General features: G+C 41.4%; 19 protein-coding genes. 5 read left to right on the top strand and 14 right to left on the bottom strand.

Annotated elements, in window-relative coordinates; translation table 11 throughout:
• The first annotated feature begins 158 nt into the window (after window positions 1-158).
• The 3 genes from EZL74_RS04140 (at window position 159) to EZL74_RS04130 (ending at window position 3,049) form a co-directional block, all read left to right on the top strand.
• Complete coding sequence (locus EZL74_RS04140; RefSeq protein ID WP_131475333.1) at window positions 159-617, top strand: hypothetical protein; 459 nt, start codon at window positions 159-161, stop codon at window positions 615-617.
• Between the two features lie 139 nt (window positions 618-756).
• The gene (gene ffh / locus EZL74_RS04135) at window positions 757-2,094 is read left to right on the top strand and encodes a signal recognition particle protein (RefSeq protein WP_131475332.1); all 1,338 of its coding nucleotides are present in this window, start codon (window positions 757-759) and stop codon (window positions 2,092-2,094) included.
• Between the two features lie 67 nt (window positions 2,095-2,161).
• On the top strand, window positions 2,162-3,049 hold the full coding sequence (locus EZL74_RS04130; protein ID WP_131475331.1) for a bifunctional 5,10-methylenetetrahydrofolate dehydrogenase/5,10-methenyltetrahydrofolate cyclohydrolase: 888 nt from the start codon (window positions 2,162-2,164) through the stop codon (window positions 3,047-3,049).
• 39 nt (window positions 3,050-3,088) lie between these two features.
• Here the strand turns inward: EZL74_RS04130 and EZL74_RS04125 are convergent, their stop codons facing one another.
• The 5 genes from EZL74_RS04125 to EZL74_RS04105 all read right to left on the bottom strand — a co-directional run bounded on the left by EZL74_RS04125 (window position 3,089) and on the right by EZL74_RS04105 (window position 6,215).
• The gene (locus EZL74_RS04125) at window positions 3,089-3,304 is read right to left on the bottom strand and encodes a YgaP family membrane protein (RefSeq protein ID WP_131475330.1); all 216 of its coding nucleotides are present in this window, start codon (window positions 3,302-3,304) and stop codon (window positions 3,089-3,091) included.
• A 135-nt stretch (window positions 3,305-3,439) separates the two neighbouring features.
• Window positions 3,440-4,405, bottom strand: a complete 966-nt coding sequence (locus EZL74_RS04120) for a hydrolase (protein WP_131475329.1) — start codon at window positions 4,403-4,405, stop codon at window positions 3,440-3,442.
• A 64-nt stretch (window positions 4,406-4,469) separates the two neighbouring features.
• Window positions 4,470-4,883: a DUF1456 family protein gene (locus EZL74_RS04115; protein WP_131475328.1), complete on the bottom strand. Its 414-nt coding sequence runs from the start codon at window positions 4,881-4,883 to the stop codon at window positions 4,470-4,472.
• 85 nt (window positions 4,884-4,968) lie between these two features.
• Window positions 4,969-5,610 carry an alpha/beta hydrolase gene (locus tag EZL74_RS04110; protein WP_240034556.1) on the bottom strand — a complete coding sequence of 214 codons (642 nt, stop codon included), beginning with the start codon at window positions 5,608-5,610 and terminating at the stop codon, window positions 4,969-4,971.
• A 131-nt stretch (window positions 5,611-5,741) separates the two neighbouring features.
• Complete coding sequence (locus EZL74_RS04105) at window positions 5,742-6,215, bottom strand: hypothetical protein (protein WP_131475327.1); 474 nt, start codon at window positions 6,213-6,215, stop codon at window positions 5,742-5,744.
• Between the two features lie 109 nt (window positions 6,216-6,324).
• Between EZL74_RS04105 and EZL74_RS04100 the strand changes: the two genes are divergently transcribed.
• Window positions 6,325-6,726, top strand: coding sequence for a tellurite resistance TerB family protein (locus EZL74_RS04100; RefSeq protein WP_131475326.1), 402 nt, complete (start codon window positions 6,325-6,327; stop codon window positions 6,724-6,726).
• 150 nt (window positions 6,727-6,876) lie between these two features.
• Entirely contained in the window at window positions 6,877-7,308 is a 432-nt protein-coding gene (locus tag EZL74_RS04095) for an Hsp20/alpha crystallin family protein (protein ID WP_131475325.1), read from the top strand.
• A 68-nt stretch (window positions 7,309-7,376) separates the two neighbouring features.
• Here the strand turns inward: EZL74_RS04095 and EZL74_RS04090 are convergent, their stop codons facing one another.
• The 9 genes from EZL74_RS04090 to EZL74_RS04050 form a co-directional block, all read right to left on the bottom strand.
• Window positions 7,377-8,354 carry a c-type cytochrome gene (locus EZL74_RS04090; RefSeq protein WP_131475324.1) on the bottom strand — a complete coding sequence of 326 codons (978 nt, stop codon included), beginning with the start codon at window positions 8,352-8,354 and terminating at the stop codon, window positions 7,377-7,379.
• Window positions 8,355-8,514: 160 nt separating this feature from the next.
• Window positions 8,515-8,940, bottom strand: a complete 426-nt coding sequence (locus EZL74_RS04085) for a DUF3788 family protein (RefSeq protein ID WP_161971689.1) — start codon at window positions 8,938-8,940, stop codon at window positions 8,515-8,517.
• A gap of 9 nt (window positions 8,941-8,949) precedes the next feature.
• Complete coding sequence (gene uvrB / locus EZL74_RS04080) at window positions 8,950-10,947, bottom strand: excinuclease ABC subunit UvrB (protein ID WP_131475322.1); 1,998 nt, start codon at window positions 10,945-10,947, stop codon at window positions 8,950-8,952.
• Window positions 10,948-10,999: 52 nt separating this feature from the next.
• The gene (locus tag EZL74_RS04075) at window positions 11,000-12,202 is read right to left on the bottom strand and encodes a DUF3570 domain-containing protein (RefSeq protein ID WP_131475321.1); all 1,203 of its coding nucleotides are present in this window, start codon (window positions 12,200-12,202) and stop codon (window positions 11,000-11,002) included.
• An 11-nt stretch (window positions 12,203-12,213) separates the two neighbouring features.
• Window positions 12,214-12,420, bottom strand: coding sequence for a DUF4266 domain-containing protein (locus tag EZL74_RS04070; RefSeq protein WP_131475320.1), 207 nt, complete (start codon window positions 12,418-12,420; stop codon window positions 12,214-12,216).
• Window positions 12,417-13,352: an FAD:protein FMN transferase gene (locus tag EZL74_RS04065; protein WP_131475319.1), complete on the bottom strand. Its 936-nt coding sequence runs from the start codon at window positions 13,350-13,352 to the stop codon at window positions 12,417-12,419. Before EZL74_RS04065 ends, EZL74_RS04070 begins: the two co-directional genes overlap by 4 nt.
• Window positions 13,353-13,356: 4 nt before the next feature.
• The gene (locus tag EZL74_RS04060; RefSeq protein WP_131475318.1) at window positions 13,357-13,779 is read right to left on the bottom strand and encodes a thioredoxin family protein; all 423 of its coding nucleotides are present in this window, start codon (window positions 13,777-13,779) and stop codon (window positions 13,357-13,359) included.
• Window positions 13,780-13,911: 132 nt separating this feature from the next.
• On the bottom strand, window positions 13,912-14,574 hold the full coding sequence (locus EZL74_RS04055; RefSeq protein WP_131475317.1) for a thiamine diphosphokinase: 663 nt from the start codon (window positions 14,572-14,574) through the stop codon (window positions 13,912-13,914).
• Window positions 14,575-14,644: 70 nt separating this feature from the next.
• Window positions 14,645-15,466, bottom strand: a complete 822-nt coding sequence (locus EZL74_RS04050; protein ID WP_131475316.1) for a DUF4249 domain-containing protein — start codon at window positions 15,464-15,466, stop codon at window positions 14,645-14,647.
• Between the last annotated feature and the right edge of the window lie 2 nt (window positions 15,467-15,468).

Below are 15,468 nucleotides of genomic sequence, written 5' to 3'. Positions count from 1 at the left end.
ACAGGGATTTAGAGATACAAGACTAGACATGACTACACTGGACAAAACCAGAATTAATTATTTTTTCAATCAGATACTGATATGGGTTTTGATTTTTATGGTTGCTTTTTTCGTCCTTCAATTTTTAAACAATTAACTCTCAATAAAAACGTAAAACAATGAAAAGACTATTTATTTATCCGGCTTTAGCTATGGTGTTTTTTATGAACACAGCTTCTATGTGCAGTTCAGACAGCAGTGCATCATCCACCGATCCGACTCCTGTCATCAATACTGCCAAACAAGGGACTTGGCGTGTAACCAGCTACATCGATTCGGGAACAGATGAAACCAATCATTTTACCGGTTATAACTTCACGTTTGACAACAACAATGTCTTAACAGCTTCCAACGGAACCAATACTTATACCGGTACTTGGTTGGTAACTACTGATGACAGCAATGACGACAGCCCTAGCAACGATTTGGATTTCAACATTGCCTTTGCATCACCGGCAGATTTTCTTGAATTGACCGATGATTGGCACATCACCACTTACACTGCAACTACTATTTCTCTAACCGATGTTAGTGGTGGTAATGGAGGAACTGATGTTTTGGTTTTCACCAAAAATTAATCGATTAGGAAAAAAATAAGAGCATCACTTTTTTTAAACCATTCGCTAAAAACGAGTGGTTTTTTTATTTGGTTTCCTGTAAAACTTCAAAATCAAATCCTTAAATTTGCCACTTCATTAAAAAACAAAGCTTGCTATTATGTTCAATAATTTAAGTGATAAACTAGATAAAGCATTACACATCCTTAAAGGACACGGGAAAATAACCGAGGTTAACGTAGCCGAAACACTCAAAGAAGTGCGTCGCGCCTTGCTTGATGCCGATGTTAACTTTAAAATTGCCAAAGATTTTACCACTAGAGTTAAAGACAAAGCCATAGGTCAAAATGTATTGACTACATTGCAACCGGGGCAGTTGATGGTGAAAATTGTAAAAGATGAACTGACCGAATTAATGGGAGGTGAAGCTACCGGAATCAATTTAACCGGTTCACCTGCTGTGATTTTGATGTCAGGGTTACAAGGTTCGGGTAAAACTACTTTCTCCGGAAAATTGGCCAATTACTTGAAAACCAAAAAAAGCAAAAAACCACTTTTGGTAGCTTGTGATATTTACCGTCCGGCAGCTATTAATCAGTTGCACGTAGTAGGCGATCAAATCGGAGTAGAAGTATACTCGGAACCCGAAAATAAAAATGCCGTTCAAATCGCGTTAAATGCCATCCAACACGCCAAATCAAACGGCTATAATGTGGTGATTGTCGATACCGCCGGTCGTTTGGCTATCGATGAAGAAATGATGAACGAAATTGCCAATGTGCATGCCGCCATCAAACCACAGGAAACCTTGTTTGTGGTTGACTCCATGACCGGACAGGATGCGGTGAATACGGCTAAAGCTTTTAATGACCGCTTAAATTTTGACGGAGTTATTTTAACCAAATTAGATGGTGATACCCGTGGTGGAGCTGCGATTTCCATCAAGTCGGTAGTTGATAAACCAATCAAATTCATCGGTACCGGTGAAAAAATGGAAGCGATTGATGTGTTCTATCCATCGCGTATGGCCGACCGTATTCTTGGTATGGGAGACGTAGTTTCATTAGTAGAAAGGGCTCAGGAACAATACGACGAAGAGGAAGCGCGCAAAATCCAAAAGAAAATTGCCAAAAATGAGTTTGGTTTTGATGATTTCCTGGCGCAAATTCAGCAAGTGAAAAAGATGGGTAACATGAAAGACCTTGTAGGTATGATACCCGGAGCCGGAAAAGCATTGAAAGATGTAGAAATTGAAGACGATGCGTTCAAACATATCGAAGCCATCATTCACTCGATGACTCCTAAAGAAAGAACAAAACCGGCCATTATAGATGCCAAAAGAAAAATCAGAATCGCTAAAGGTTCCGGAACCAAAATAGAGCAGGTTAACCAATTACTGAAACAATTTGACCAAATGAGCAAAATGATGAAAATGATGCAAGGTGGTGGAGGTAAGAACCTGATGCGCATGATGGGCGGCATGAAAGGCATGAGATAAAGTATGAAGGCGCGAGGAATCGCGTCTTTTTTATTGCTAAACAAAACAACACACAAATACAACTACAATGCAAATTCTAGACGGAAAAAAAGTGTCGGAAGACATTAAAAACGAAATCGCAGCCGAAGTTCAAAAGATGAAAGCCAACGGCGAAAAAGTACCTCATTTAGCCGCCATTATTGTCGGGAATGACGGTGCCAGTCTTACCTATGTAAGCAGCAAAGTTAAAGCTTGCGAACGCGTGGGTTTTGAATCTACACTGATAAAAATGCCCAGTACAACCTCCGAAACAGAGTTGCTCAAGAAAATCAAAGAACTCAATGAAGACGATGACATCGACGGCTTCATCGTGCAATTGCCGTTGCCCGAACAAATTGATACCCAGCACATACTGATGTCTATAGACCCCAGCAAAGATGTGGATGGTTTCCACCCGGAAAATTTCGGAAAAATGGCGCTAGATATGTCTACTTTTATTCCGGCTACACCGTTTGGAATTCTCGAATTATTAGAGCGTTACGGAGTTGAAACCCAAGGAAAACACACGGTAGTGATTGGAAGAAGCCATATCGTAGGCCGCCCAATGAGCATTCTGATGGGAAGAAAAGGGTTTCCAGGCAATTCAACCGTGACACTGACACACAGTTTTACCAAAAATATAGCACAAATTACCACCCAGGCCGATATTATCATAACCGCTTTAGGTGTTCCCAATTATCTGAAAGCCGAAATGATTAAAGACGATGCCGTGGTGATAGATGTTGGAATTACGCGCGTTGCCGATGAAGCTGACCCAAGAGGCTACCACATTACCGGTGATGTTGATTTTGAACACGTCTCTAAAAAAGCCTCTTTCATTACTCCGGTTCCCGGAGGAGTTGGTCCGATGACGATTGCTATGCTGCTCAAAAATACCCTGCTGGCACGCGAACAAAAACAGTTGAGAATTGAATAACGAAAAATCCTGAGTGAAAGCTCAGGATTTTTTAATTAACTATTTAATTCCTTTTTTGACATTTCGGGTATCGATGCGAAAAGGGACATATAGCGGACAAAAACTGACCAAACTTGTCAGTAAAAATACGCCGGCAAAAATCAAGAGTACCAAGCCAAGAACTCCTGAAATGATGTGGTTAAAATACAGAAAAGCCATTACGGCTGCCAACAGCACTCTGATGAACCGATCGAAAGAACCCATGTTTTTTCTCATGATATGTTTTATTTAGTGTTAGTATTTTCAAAGTTACACTATGGAAAGTGATAAAGATCTGATATATATCATGTTATCTGTTTTTTGCAAATAAAAAATCCCTTCTGATGATGAAGGGATTTGTATCATTTTAAATTACAATTTAGCCAACCAAAGCGAGGCATTCATGTGCAAAATAGCGTGAGAGGCTAATTCGGTCCAACCCGGATAAAGCGTGTCGCCCGTGGCACCGGTTCCATCATCGGCCGGTGAACTGTCGCCAATGACAAAGACCCTTCCGGTACCAAAAGTAGCCGAAGCACACATAATGTTGGAAGTCCCTTGGGTAGAAGTACCTCTCCAAATTAAGCCTTGTACCGTAGTATTAGCGGTCTTGTTTATCGACATGGTAGCGCCGTTAGAAAATTTCAGATTTGAAACTGTTCCCTGAGAACCATTCAAAATAGGATTAGTAGTTGCAATTAATCTGTTAGTCGAGGTTTCGGAAATATTATTTAATGTTATAGTAATTCCAAATGGATTGGTTTTAACGGTGTTGTTTGACATCAAATCATTCCAAATCGCCGGAGAATCCCAACCATCATTATTGCGATCAGAAACCGTATGGTCTGAGATCATGAACAAACCGCCGCCATTCTTCACAAAATTGAGAATAGCTGTTTTTTCTGCTGCTGTAAATCGAATGTTGGGTTCATCTATTACAAATACATCGTAGTTTTTTAAGTCCTGAGCCCCTGTACTTCCATAAGTAATGGGAGTTCCGGAAGGTAGTGTTTCAACAGTATGTCCCAGTTTGGCCAAAGCAACTCCCCAGGCTGACAAGCCGCCTTTCCAAAAACTTTCGGTTGTAGTGGCCGTGATGTTGGATTGTGCCGGCGTAGGAAAACGTTGGGGTGAAGTGTCAGCATCAATGACCCAGTCGGCATTTCCGGCCGTTTCGGCTTTGGTTGCGTCAAATAAAAATTTCTTCGGAGTCACAGCTAATGCTGTTGTGGTGGTAGCGGTTCTTGCGGTGGTTTTGTTTTCTTTTTCGAGGTCGTTGCTGCACGAAAAGGTGATGGCCACTAAACCGGCAAATAAGAAGTTGTTAATCAATTTCATATGATGTTCTGTTGGTTAATGAATTAAAAAACAACTAGTATGGTTTTTACCCTAACAGAAAAGTCTATTTTTTTCCGTTTTTGAATTTCACTTTCTCTACCGCCTGAATTTTGGTCTCCGGTTTCTTGTTTTTGGGTTTTACACCGGCAGCCGGTTTTTTGTTGAAGCCGGTTTTGGGAGCTGTTTTGTTTTTTTCGGAATTGTTTTTCTGAACAGCCTGTTGGTTCTGTTGGATGACCTCCATGGGTTTTTTCGGGTTTTCTTTTGTTCCCCGCAAATGAATCACTAGGCCATTTAAAAAATTACGCAATACCTGATCACCACAATCCATGTATTTCGGGTGGTCGGCGTTTCTGAAAAAAGCCCCCAATTCCGCTGCCGAAATTCGGAAATCTACCAATTGCATGATTTCTACAATTTGGTCGTCGCGCAATTGCAAAGCCACACGGAGTTTCTTAAATATATCGTTGTTATTCATAATTGGTGAAAATTTGAAAATCTATAATCCTGAAATCTGTAATTCGTAATTCGTAATTCGTAATTCGTAATTCGTAATTCGTAATTTAAAACAGCCAAAGATACGCCTTTTTAAAACTCTCACGCCACAATTCTTCGTCTTGCTGTCCGCCTTTGACAATTACTTTTTTATTTAGTTTTTTACACTCGCAGCGCTTGGTATTTACCCAATGCTCGACCAATGTTATATCGGAAAGCATCTCGGGGTTATTTTCACGGTCACCACACAGGAAATAGACTTTGGCTTTAAACGTTTCTGTTTTTGCCAACAGTACCAATAGTTCAGCTCGATTGAATCCAAAAGCAGGGAAGAAACATCCCACTTTGCCAAACACTTCGGGATATTTCAAAGCAGCATAAAAAGATACCGCTCCACCAAGGGAACTTCCCATGATACAGGTATTGTGAGCGTTGGTTTTAGTGCGGTAAGTTGCATCTATTTTAGGTTTCAGCATTTCAACAATAAAAGCCAAATACTCATCTGTTTTGTTCTTACCGTATTGTTGATTTGTATCGCTTTCAATCCCGATGACAATGACTTGAGCATTGATATCGTTCAGAGCCTCATCTATAGTCCATCCGGAAAGAGTTTCACGATTTTGACGAAACAAATTTTGTCCGTCGTGCATATAAATGACTGGGTATTTTTTAGTTGAAGCTGTGTAGTCTTTGGGTAGGTATACCCAAATTTTTGGATTATTTTCAGTTGAGGTGCTTCGAGCGTGAAGGTACTGACTTGTTTAGTGAACGTATTTTCCTGAGCGATTAATTTGCCGAATAAAAGAAAACTGAGAGTAAGGAGGAGTTTATTCAACATCAATTATTGCTCAGTGGTTTCAGATTTTTCTTTTCGCTTTTTTTTCGATTCCTTTTTTCCCACGGCTTTATCCTCTTTCATTTTTTCGTATTTTTCTCTTTGTGTCGGATTGAGGTAACTCTTAATGTTTTTTTCTGTTTTTTCCTGAATAGCAATAAGTTCTTTTTGTTTATCCTCATCAGAGTTTTCAATTTTCATCACAATTTCCATGTTTTTGAAACTGGATGAAATGTCATTTTTAATGGCAATGTATTGCAGTTCATCAAGATTTAACTCGCCTTTTAATCTTTCCATAGCGGCAGTGACCCGTTCTTCTCTGCTTTTTTCAATTTCGGCCGGTGTTGGCTTTGATTCTTTTTGAGGCATGTTTGACATGCTGTTGTATCGGTTTCCATAACCATAATTGTTGCCATACTGAGCAGTGGCTACAGCAGTTGAAAGGAGGACACAGAAAAATAAAAATTGCAAGGTCTTCATAAGTCTAAATGATTAACTCGGTAAAAATAAATCAAAAATGATTTCAAAATAATAATAGCTTGCAATTTCACAAAAAATTATATTTTAGCTAAAAATAATAGTTCGACAGATGGATACATACGAAGATAAATTAGCCTTGCTGACCGAAATGATTGCTTTTTCTGTAATTGACGGAAGATTACACGAGAGAGAATATATTTTTCTGTCAATGATTGCCCAAGAACTTCAGGTGAAAAGGGAAGATTTTAACGCCTTATTCCATCAGGAAAATTATCCAACAGTCATCAAATCCGAATTCGAACGCATACAGCAATTTTACCGTTTGGCCTTGTTGATGCACTGTGACGGAGTGTTGCACGAACGTGAACACAATAAAATACACGAAATCGGGATTAACATGGGGCTCAATCCTCACGCCATCAAACGCGTGCTCAAAGCCATGGAAAGCTCACCAACCAAAATGGTCTCGCCGGAGTTTTTATTAGAGGTGTTTCAGGAACAATTAAACTGATATTTAGTCAGTTAAAGAATTCTTAAATCCGTCATTTTTTCATTTTTTACCCGAGAATTGTGGTCAAAATGACTTCAAATGGGTCTTGGTATGGCTTTTGTTTATTTGGGGTTGTAATCAAAATGAAGTTTAACATTAAATTCTACAACCATGAACTTAGTTAAGAAAAATTACAGCAACTTTCCATCCATTATTGATGAGTTTTTGAAACCGGATTGGTTTGGCGGATTACAAAATTTCCAATCCAATATTCCAGCCGTAAATATTAAGGAAACCGATACCCATTACAGCCTCGAACTCGCGGCACCGGGTAAGTCGAAAGACGATTTTACGATTGAAATCGATCACAATGTATTGACCGTTTCTTCTGAAATGAAAAATGAAAGCGAGCAAAAAGACGATACCGGAAGATATACTCGCAGAGAGTTCAGCTACGCCTCTTTCCGTCGTGCTTTTACCTTGCCTGATACAGTAAATACAGAAGACATCAATGCTAATTATGAAAACGGAGTGTTGTTGGTTACATTGCCTAAAAAGCAGGAAGCCTTACCAAAACCAAAACGTTTAATTTCGATACAATAATCCTTGAAACATAAAATAAAAGCGCCTGAAAAGGCGCTTTTTTATTGACTTTTGTTGGGAAATTCTAATTAGGAGCGTGCCGATTTAAATCGGACGATTTCATTTTTCTTAGGCTCTAAAGTGCGAAGGAATTTGTAAATGGCGGCCAAATCTTCTTTGCTCATGCCGGCATACATCATCCAAGGCATCGGAGTTTGAAATTCACCCGGTGCTACCTGAGGTGCTTTGTAATCCGGATTGGTGTAAACTTTGAATCGCTGAATGAATTGTGCTTCCGTCCAATTTCCGATGCCGCTGCTGTGCGGCGTGAGGTTGGCCGAGGTGGTTACCGAACCATCCGGTAATTTGAATTCAAATCCTCCGGCAAAAGGTTCTCCCACAAATTTTCCTTTTTCCTGTTTGGTATGGCAATCAAAACAAGCGCCGGCGGTTACCAAATAATTTCCGTAGGCGACTGAATTTTTATCCTCCGGAATTTTACTGAATTGGGCTTCAGACGGAATGGTATTGATGATAAAATTCATCGGGAAATCGGGCGATGAAGGCGCTGTCTGATGTTCTATCGGAGCGAGGATTCTCAGGTAAGCGACTACTGCTTCGATATCGGTTTTGTCTAATTTTCCATAGCTGATGTGCGGCATTACCGGGAAAAGCGCTTTGCCGTCTTTATTCACTCCGGTCGTGATGGCTCTGAAAATTTCACCGTCAGTCCATTGATTTAGGGCAAAAGGAGTGATGTTAGGCGCAATAAATTTTCCGGGAAACCCCAAGTTTTGATCAAAAACTTCGCCGCCCATTCCCATGGTGCCGGCTTTGGGAGGCCCCGCAAACTTGCTCCAGTCTCTTGAAGAATGACAGTCCATGCAAACCATCACGTTATTGGCGAGGTATTTTCCTCTTTCAATTCGATCGGGTGTCATGGATACTTTCATTTGGGGAGCGTCCTTCACATTGGGCAACATGGTCTTGACGTAGGTTAAGATTCCGGCGATAAGCAGTAGTACACAGACTACAACGTACTTAACGATTGTTAGTGTTTTTTTCATGATTGATTGATGATTATTTAAATTGGTTTCCCAACAAAAGTCCCTACAAGACGTTTTAGGCATCCTTTTGTTACATTTTGTATGAAAAAATACAAAAAGTGGGACTTTTGCAGCCGCTCGACTGTAATGATCAATCGATTGATAAGAGGTAAAATCGCTTTTACTTGTGGCCGCTGTTTATTTTGATGTCAATGAGTGTAAGCACGTCTTGAATAAAAGTAGGCTCAGTGATGGCGATTCGGATACCTCTTCCTTCTGCATGGGCTTTTGCGGCTTGCAGTTCTTTTTTGATGGTTTCACTAATGGTGCTTGTCATGATTTGATGGGTAGCATTGGGCCCGAAAACCATCCCGATTTTAAAGAATTGATCTCGGGGCAAAAGATAAATCAGGATTCTTTTATTGTCTTTGATTCTGAAACTCCACCCATACAGGTCGCCTGAATAATGCCATGTTTGAGTGGCTTTAGGCGAAAGCTTTTGGGTATGCGCGACAAACGTTTGCCAATATTCATAGGTGCCTGCCAAAGCGTCCTTGAGTTGGTTTTGGTTTGGAATCTGATCTTTATGAGCAAAAATACTTTTCAAAATCGTTTTTTAGGTTGATGCCAATTTGTTTTGCAACGCCTGAATTTCATCCCGATATTTAGCCGCCTGCATAAAATCTAAGTCTTTGGCTGCTTTTTCCATGGCTTTTCGGGTATCGCGGATTTTCTTTTCGATTTCGGCTTTGGATAAATACTGGCTTTCCGGTTCAGCGGCTTTAGCCATTTTTTCTTCAAAATAAGACGTCGAAACCGAGTTGTGGCTCAAGGCGTTGTTGAGGCTTTTGTTGAGCGCTTTGGGTTCAATACCGTGAAGGAGATTGAATGCCATTTGTTTTTCACGGCGGTAATTGGTTTCGTCTATCGTTTTTTGCATACTGGCTGTAATCTTATCCGCATACATGATGGCTTTTCCGTTCACGTTACGCGCGGCGCGGCCCACCGTTTGTGTGAGGGAGCGATGGCTGCGCAAAAAACCTTCTTTATCGGCATCCAAAATGGCAACCAAGGACACTTCGGGCAAGTCCAAACCCTCGCGAAGCAGGTTGACTCCAATCAGCACGTCAAACAATCCTTTGCGCAAATCCTGCATGATTTCCACACGTTCCAAAGTATCCACATCGGAGTGAATGTAACGGCAACGGATGGAAACTTTGGCCAAATATTTGGTCAGTTCTTCCGCCATTCTTTTGGTTAATGTTGTTACCAATACCCGCTCATCGGCCTCACAGCGCAACTGAATTTCTTCGATTAAATCGTCAATTTGATTCAAGCTCGGACGTACTTCTATAATGGGATCCAACAAGCCTGTCGGACGAATTACTTGCTCTACATATACGCCTTCCGATTTTTGCAATTCGTAATCGGCCGGTGTTGCCGAAACATACACCACTTGGTTTTGCATGCTTTCGAATTCTTCAAATTTCAGCGGGCGGTTGTCCATAGCGGCCGGCAAGCGGAAACCATATTCCACCAAATTTTCCTTCCGACTGCGGTCACCGCCATACATGGCGTGTACTTGCGAAATGGTGACATGACTCTCGTCTACAATCATCAAATAATCATCCGGGAAATAATCCAACAAACAAAACGGACGCGTGCCCGGAAGGCGTCGGTCCAAATAGCGCGAATAATTTTCAATGCCGGAGCAGTAGCCCAATTCGCGTATCATTTCCAAATCAAAATTGGTGCGTTCTTCCAAGCGTTTGGCTTCGAGATGTTTGCCGATTTCTTTAAAATAACGGACTTGTTTTTCCAAATCCTGTTGAATTTCCCAAATCGCCGCCTGCAATACATCGGGAGAGGTTACAAACATGTTGGCCGGATAAATATTGAGTTTTTCATACCGTTCGATAACTTTAGACGATTTGGCGTCAAAGGCTTCAATTTCCTCAATTTCATCCCCAAAAAAATGCACACGAAACGGCTCGTCGGCATAGCTCGGAAAAATCTCTACCGTGTCGCCTTTGATGCGAAATGTACCCGGAAGAAAATCGGCCTCGGTTCGGGAATATAAACTTTGTACCAAACGGTACAGCAATTTGGTGCGCGAAATCATTTGGTCTTTTTCTATGGAAATGACGTTTTTCTGAAATTCTACTGGGTTTCCAATTCCGTACAAACACGAAACGGAAGCGACGACCAAAACATCCCGCCGTCCGGAGAGCAGGGCAGAAGTGGTACTTAAGCGGAGTTTTTCCAGCTCGTCATTAATGGATAAATCTTTTTCGATGAAAACCCCCGTTACCGGAATATAGGCCTCGGGCTGATAATAGTCGTAATAGGAAACAAAATACTGTACGGAATTGTTAGGGAAAAACTGCTTGAATTCCGAATACAATTGGGCGGCCAGCGTTTTGTTGTGTGCCAATACCAAGGTAGGTCTCTCGACTTCTTGTACCACATTGGCCATGGTAAATGTTTTTCCCGAGCCGGTAACCCCGAGCAGCGTTTGGTACTTTTCGCCATTGTTGATGCCCGCAACTAACTTTTCAATAGCTTGCGGCTGATCACCGGTAGGTTGGTATTCGGATACGACTTGGAATTTCATCTTGTGTAGTAAAGGGGCTAAGTTACGAAGTAAAAACGCAAAAAGCTACACCTTATTTAAATTGCAAGGCCAGCGTAATGATATGGGAACTCAGGCCGTTGTTTCGCGTGTAATAGCCATAGCGCAGTTCCAAACTGTGAATTCTTTTGACGTTGAAAATCCCTTTGTTGCTATCTGTCAGATGATAACCCAATCCAATCATGTTACTGGTAAATTTGGATAAATCGTAATCACTGGTATAATACGAATCGGTAAGTTCGTGTTGATAAATCGGTCGAAAGTACTTGGCAGCGTTTTGCGTATAAAAACGATACGGCAAGGACAACGAAGCAAAAGGCGTGAGCTTGATGCTGGGTTCAATGCTGAAGGTGTGGGCGCTGATGTCCCAGTTGTCGTAATAGTAGCGGTAAAACGTACGCAAAATAATCCGATCTGTCATGTAGTAATTGGCTCGGATGCCCACCGGAATTTTGAAGCGGTTGGAAGGCAGTTTTTCCGACCGAACGCTGGCATCTTCAAAATAAACCCGGTTAAATTTGGTAGCCAACAAACCGTCTTGATAGCCTAAATCAGCCAGTAAAGCCAACTGGAAATTTTTATTGATGACTTGTGATAATGTAAATCCTAAGTTATATGAATTTCTTGGTTTGGTATCCAAGTGTTTGGCTTCATCGTCAGAAGGGTTGTTCCTCAGTTCGATGGGCAAAATTACTTTCCAGGTGTCAAAAAAAGCCATGGCTTTAACCGAGAATTCGCGATTGTTGTCCTTTGAGGTTTTGGTAAAACCAATATTGGTTCCGATAGAGGTATAATCAAACTCAGCCGAAAAGGAAACTCCGGCATTCAGAGCGTATTTCTGCTCGGTGTTGGTAAACGTATAATTGGCCGCCGGATACACTCTAACATCCTGATAAGAAGCAGAGGAAACGGTGCTGGGATCAATTTTGTCTGAAGAGGCCGACGTGTAACTGTCGATGCCCAAGCTCAAATCAAAACCGTGAACATTGTTTTTTTGATTTTTCTTGGATAAAATGACTTCAATATTGGTGGCGATATCCGTGAGTTTTTCGGTGCCAACCCCGCCCGTTACGGCTGAATTGTTCCCGTCTTGCGAATAATAGCTCGAAATGAAGTTGATTTCCTCGAGTTTTAATTTTTGCTTTTTATAATTTCCAGAGACGGTATCGTTTTGTGCTTTTCCCTGTACGGAAAACAGAAATGCCAGTACTGCTACGGATATGACTCTCTTTTTCATCTGCTAAAAAATTAATTGCAACCGCAACCTCCACCGGTTTTTCCGCCATTGGCTCCTGAAGCCGCTTCTCGGTAGAGTTGGAAGGTGTTTTCAAATTTTTCCGTTTTTTTGGCGGTCAGTACCATTTCGGCATCATTGAGTTTTGCCTTTTGGTACTCTTTGACAGGTTCACACGAGAAACATGTGCCTAAAGCGATGAGGAATAGCAACTTTTTCATAGGTGTTGGGTTTGAGTAATCGTGATATTTTTTGAGAAATACGTTTTGTCGTAATCGTCAATAAGAATACAGCCGATGGTTTTTAACTGGTTGATGAAATCCATACCCACCTCGATGCCCATCACGGTGACCGGAGTTGCCAGAGCATCTGCAATTTCGGCATTATCGGCAATGATGGTTACACTTTTAATTCCGGATACCGGAAACCCCGTTTTAGGGTCGATGGTGTGCGAGTAGCGTCTGTTGTTAATCAGCACAAATTTTTCGTAATTGCCGGATGTCGCTACGGCTTTGTTGGTGATTTTAAAAGCGGAAAAAATGGATTTTCTTTGATTGGGATCGGCGACGCCTATGGTCCAGGGTTCTCCGTTTTCCTGATACCCCCAGGCCGATAAATCACCCGAAGCATTTACAATGCCGCTCATGGCATTGTTTTCCAGTAATTTTTTCTTAGCCATTTCGGCGGCATATCCTTTGCCAATTCCGCCAAAACCAATACGCATGCCTTTGTTTTTCAAAAAAACCGTTTGTTGGGTCTCGTCTAAAATGATGTTGCGGTAATCGATTAAGGCCACTGATTTTTTTGCGGTATCCGCATCGGGCAGTGAAGTCATATTCAAATCAAAATTCCAAAACCGTTTATCAAGGCTGCCATAACTCAAATCGAAAGCACCTTGTGTAATTTTAGAAATAAACTGGCTTCGTTTGATGAGTTGAAATACTTCGTCGCTAACTTCCACTGGTCGGATTCCGGCATTTTGATTGATGTGAAAGGTGGTACTGGTTTCCGAAAAGGTTGTCAGCAATGCTTCGATTCTTTGAATTTCGGCTATGGCAATTTCAAAAAGTTCCCCCGCAATCGTTTCTTTTTCTGCCAAAACAGAAAATTCAAACTGATTGCCCATTAAGCGAGTTTGTTTTTTGAAAAGCATATATTTATTTTAATTGGTCGATAAACTCGTTGATGGTAATTCCGGGCAGTTCCTCCCATTTGCGAATGATTTTTCCGTTTTCATCAAACAAAATAATGTACGGAAACAGGCCTTTCGGATTGTATTGATCCGCCAGTTTTTCGTTTTCGGACGTTTGTGTTTTGGAAAGCGCATTTTTTTTCTGTCGCGGAAAATCAGCATTGAACACAACCAAATGCGTGGTGGCAAAAGCTTTAAAATCTTCCGAATCAATAAAGTTTCTTTTGAATTTTACACATGGGGCGCACCAATCCGAGCCCGAGAAGAAGAAGAGTACTTTTTTATGTTCTTGTGCCGCTTTGGTCAAAGCGTTTTGCAGGGTCGCTGTTTCCTGAGCAAAGCTATACAGGTTGAGGCACAAAAAGAAAACCGTTAGCAGACGTTTCATATATTCTGAATGTTAAATCCAGAATAAAAGTAGTTGAATTTTAGTTTGATAGCGGTTAATAAAGATAAAGATTTGATTAATTTTTATATAAGTTGGTCGTGCGTTGCATTTGATTGTATTCTCACTTGGCAATTAATCCCAACATTCCATCAGCAGCAAATCGCCGTCGGTATGGGTAATGCTGACCAAGCCGTCTTGGGTAACATGATTGCTGCTTCCGGTGCGGTATCCTATGGTCAGATCTTCGTTATTCAGCGCATAAAAAAGATTCTGAGTCGTAATGCCGGTTACTTTTCCTATGGGGATTAACGACAGAATGGTGTCGGCGGGATACCATTTTTCAAAAACATTGGGCAACAAAAATACCTTAGAGTGGTCATCTAAAATAACCACTTTCAGCGCATGGCGATAGGCTACGATATTGGTCAGGTTGGTAATGGTATGATCGGCGCGTCTTCCGGTGGCCCAAATCACATTGGCGGCTTTGTGGCCTTTTTCGATTAAATAATCAAAAGCTTTCTCCAAATCGGTTTTGTCCTGATTGGGGGCGTATACAATTTCAATGGGGTACTGCTGCTCTTTATAATAGTCGGCATCAAATCCGCGATCAAAATCACCTAGGAGCACATCAACTTTGATGCCCAACGCCAACACGCGCTCGATGGCTGAATCTAAAACGATAACCAAAGGCGACCATTCTAATAATTGTCCGAGCAATTCGGCACTGCAGGCTTCTCCGTTCGCTATGATTAAAGCCGGTTCCTGATCGTCGCGAACAATGTGGTGTGATGACATTTTCAGATTGTAAAAAGTTAGAGGCACGAAGTTAGTAATAAAACCTGCTCCTCCGTGCCCCTTTCTTTTTTTATTGGATGGTATAATTCTTAATGTCGGTTTCCGACAGATTGAAATATCCTAAAGCATAATTGTCGGGATGGGTTTGATTGACGATATTGCCCCGAACGGTAGCCGGTGGGGTAGAAAACGGGCCGCCGCTGCCCATTGAAATCAAAATCAATTTTTTCATGTATTCGAAATACCGTTTCGAAATGCCGTAAATGGTTATGTTCAGTTGGTCTCCGGCCGCAATGTCTTCGTTCGTGTAGTACCCGAAAAACTCGTTGCCTTGGTAGAATTTATCTTCGCTTACATCATAAGTCGGCATAGCGTTGATGCTGGACTTGTATTTGAACATATAAAAATTGTCGGCATTGCCCGGATCATTGTAGAACGTTTTGATTTCGACATCGGTTCCGCTGAAACCGCCTTCGTTTTTCTGTTCTATAGTAGTTATAGGAGCAACGCTTTTCAGGGTTTCGGTAGCGGTGTACGTTTCTCCGTTTAAGACCACAGTCATCACATACGTTTTGTCGATTTCGGGTACAAAATTGTGACACAAATAAATGCCTGAATTAGGCACTTCTTCGATGAAGTTAAACGTCACGTTGTCGCTGTTGGTTACGGTTACCGTTGCGCCCGAAATACTCGGAATCACGGTGTCGTAGTAGCCTGTTGTGGTCGTTAATCGTATTTTTTGTTCGTTTCCGACAGTTCCTTTCTGCCATTGAATGGAACCATTGATGACTAATCGTGGGGCAGCGGTGTCTAGATCAACATGCACCACATCTTCACAACTGTTTAGGAAAACAATCGCGATTATTGCTGATATATAGGATAGAATTTTCATAG

Origin of the sequence: Flavobacterium silvisoli, assembly GCF_004329815.1 — a bacterium.
Taxonomy (GTDB): Bacteria; Bacteroidota; Bacteroidia; order Flavobacteriales; family Flavobacteriaceae; genus Flavobacterium; species Flavobacterium silvisoli.
Note: the sequence above shows the minus strand (reverse complement) of the source record. Positions and strands in the feature narration are given on the sequence as shown.